The organism is Streptomyces sp. WM6372, from assembly GCF_001279655.1.
Classification (GTDB): Bacteria; Actinomycetota; Actinomycetes; order Streptomycetales; family Streptomycetaceae; genus Streptomyces.
This window is the reverse complement of the sequence record NZ_LGDB01000061.1, coordinates 1-2814: the sequence shown is the minus strand read 5'-3', so window position 1 is coordinate 2814 and position 2814 is coordinate 1. Positions and strand designations below refer to the sequence as shown.

Sequence of the window (2814 nt, the reverse complement as noted above, 5' to 3'; positions counted from 1 at the left end):
CACCACAACACCCCACTGGCCCACCTACCACAACCACCAACAACGCCACCGCATCCCCCTCCCCACCTACCCCTTCCAACACAAGCACTACTGGCTGGACCGGCAGGCCACCACGCCTCAGGCCGCCGGCCGTGCCACGATGCGCCGCGACGACATCACGCAGTGGTTCTACGCGCCGTCCTGGCAGCGGGAGGCCCTGCCCGCCGGGGAGCAGCCGGACGCCACGCGGCACTGGCTCGTCTTCGCCGACGCCGTGGGAGTGGGAGAGGCAGTGGCCGGGCGGCTGCGGGCCGCCGGCGCCGCCGTCACCGTGGTGGAGGCGGCCGGCGCCTGGGCCGACCGAGGGGACGGCCGCTACGCCGTCGACGCGGGGAACGGCTCCGACTACGAGCGGCTGATCGACACCCTGCGGAACGGCCCCGCCGGCGCGCCCACCCGCATCGTCCACAGCTGGAACGTCACCGCACCGGGTGAGGAGGGCAGCCTCCGGCACGGTTTCGAGAGCCTGATCCTCCTGGCCCAGGCCCTGACCCGGCATGCGGACAGCGAGCCGCGCCGGATCTGGGTGCTCAGCAACGGCCTGCACAGCATCACCGGCGCCGAGGTGCTCTCGCCGCTGAAGGCCACCCTGCTGGGCCCGTGCCGTGTGCTGCCCCGGGAGTTGCCGGGCACCGCCTGCCGCAGCGTCGACCTCGACTACGGCGCCGCTCTCACCGAGCGGGAGCTGGTCCGCCTGATGGCCGAGCTGGCCGCCGAGCCGGAGCGGGGACCGGAGACGGTGGCGCACCGCGGCGGCCACCGCTGGTCCCAGCACTTCGTGCAGCAGCGGCTGCCGCGCGGCGACCGGTCGCCGGTGGTGCGCAAGGGCGGCGTCTACCTGGTCACCGGCGGCACCGGCGGCCTGGGGCTGGCCCTCGCCGGCCACCTCGCGGCGGCCGGGGCACGGATCGCACTCACCTCGCGCACCGGGCTGCCCGACGCCGCGGAGTGGGACGAGTGGCTCGCCCGCAATCCCGGAAGGAGCCGGCTGTCCAACGTCGTACGCGAGCTGGTGCGCCTCCGCGACGCGGGAGCGGAGCTCCTCGTGTGCCAGGCCGACGTGAGCGACCGGGCGGCGATGGACGAGGCCGTCCGGCAGACCGTCGGGCGCTGGGGCGGCATCAACGGAGCCTTCCACATGGCGGGTGTCCCCAGTGGCGGCCTGATCCAGCTCAAGGACCTCCGGGCGGCAGCGGAGGTCCTGCTCCCGAAGGTGCGCGGGACCCTGGTGCTGGAGGGGGCGCTGGCAGGGCAGGAGCTGGACTTCCTGGTCCTGTTCGGATCGAACGGCGCGAACATGGGCAGTGCCGGCCAGGTCGACTACTGCGCCGCCAACTGCTTCCTCGACGCCTTCGCCCAGGACCGCGGCCGCACCCGGCGGGTGATCGCGATCGACTGGGGCCCCTGGCGCGAGGTCGGCATGGCGGCCGACGCCGCGACCGCCTTCGCCGATCAGATGGACCAGCGTGCCATGTCCCCCTCCGAGGGGCTGCGGGCCCTCGACACCATCCTGGCGGGGGTGTCGGAACCGCAGGTCGTCGTGTCGCCGGCCGAGCTGTCGGCGCTCTTCGAGAACGCCTTCTCGCTGGAGCAGGACACCGTTTCGGAGCCTCGCGGCGCCGTGCACGAGCGCCCCGACATCCTGACCGAGTTCGTGGCGCCGCGCACCGACGCCGAGCGCACGATCTGCGAGGTCTGGCAGGAGTTGCTGGGCATCGAGAAGGTCGGCATCCAGGACAGCTTCTTCGATCTGGGCGGGAACTCCCTGATCGCGATCCAGGTGGTGAGCACCGTCAACACCCGGCTCGGCGCGAAGCTCGCCCTCGGCGACCTGTACGAGGGGCTGACGGTGTCGCACCTGGCCGCCGTGGCGGAGAAGCCCGTGGAGCAGACACCGCGGAACAGCCTCAAGACGCTTGAGGAACGTAGAGACAAGATGCAGCAGCGCCGGCGCCAGCAGCAACGGCGCCGGACGGCAAGGGGCGAATGATGACCACTGAGTTCACGGACCTCCCGGAGCGGGACGGTGTCGCGATCGTCGGGATGGCGGGGCGTTTCCCCGGCGCGGGGGACCTGGAGCAGTTCTGGTCGAACCTGCGTGACGGTGTGGAGTCGATCCTTCCGCTCACCGACGAGGAACTGGCGGCGTCCGGGGTGCCGGCCGAGGTCTACGGCAGCCCCCACTACGTCAAGGCCGTGCCCAAGTTCGAAGGCATGGGCCTGTTCGATGCGGAGTTCTTCGGGTACACCGCCCGCGAGGCGAAGATCATGGACCCGCAGCACCGGCTCTTCCTGGAGACCTCCTGGCATGCGCTGGAGCACTCCGGCTACGACGCCGCCCGGTACGAGGGCAGCATCGGCGTGTTCGGTGGTGCCAGTACCACCGCCTATCTGGGGAACATCCTCAGCAATCTGGAGCAGGGCGAGGCGATCAAGGGCGAGAACGTCGGCCTGGGCTTCGAGCTCGCCTTCCTGACGAGCCGGGTGTCGTACAAGCTCGACCTGCGGGGGCCGAGCTTCCCGGTCCAGACCGCCTGCTCCAGCTCGCTGGTGGCGCTCCACTCCGCCTGTCAGAGCCTGCTCAACTACGAGTGCGACATGGCCCTGTCCGGGGCGGTCTCCTACAAGGTGCAGGAGAACACCGGCTACCCCTACCAGGAGGGGGCCTTCCTTTCACCGGACGGGCATGTCCGCCCGTTCGACGCGGATGCGCGGGGCACGGTCTTCGGCTCGGGCGTCGGCGTGGTGGTGCTGAAGCGGCTGGAGGACGCGCTG

Annotated in this window: 2 protein-coding genes; both read left to right on the top strand. The window is 71.4% G+C overall.

Annotated elements, in window-relative coordinates; genetic code table 11:
- The coding region (locus tag ADK52_RS07355; RefSeq protein WP_159045860.1) for an SDR family NAD(P)-dependent oxidoreductase at positions 1 to 2029 on the top strand (2029 nt) is incomplete at its 5' end.
- On the top strand, positions 2029 to 2814 hold a 786-nt coding region (locus ADK52_RS07350), incomplete at its 3' end, for a beta-ketoacyl synthase N-terminal-like domain-containing protein (protein WP_199828463.1). The genes ADK52_RS07355 and ADK52_RS07350, both read left to right, overlap by 1 nt.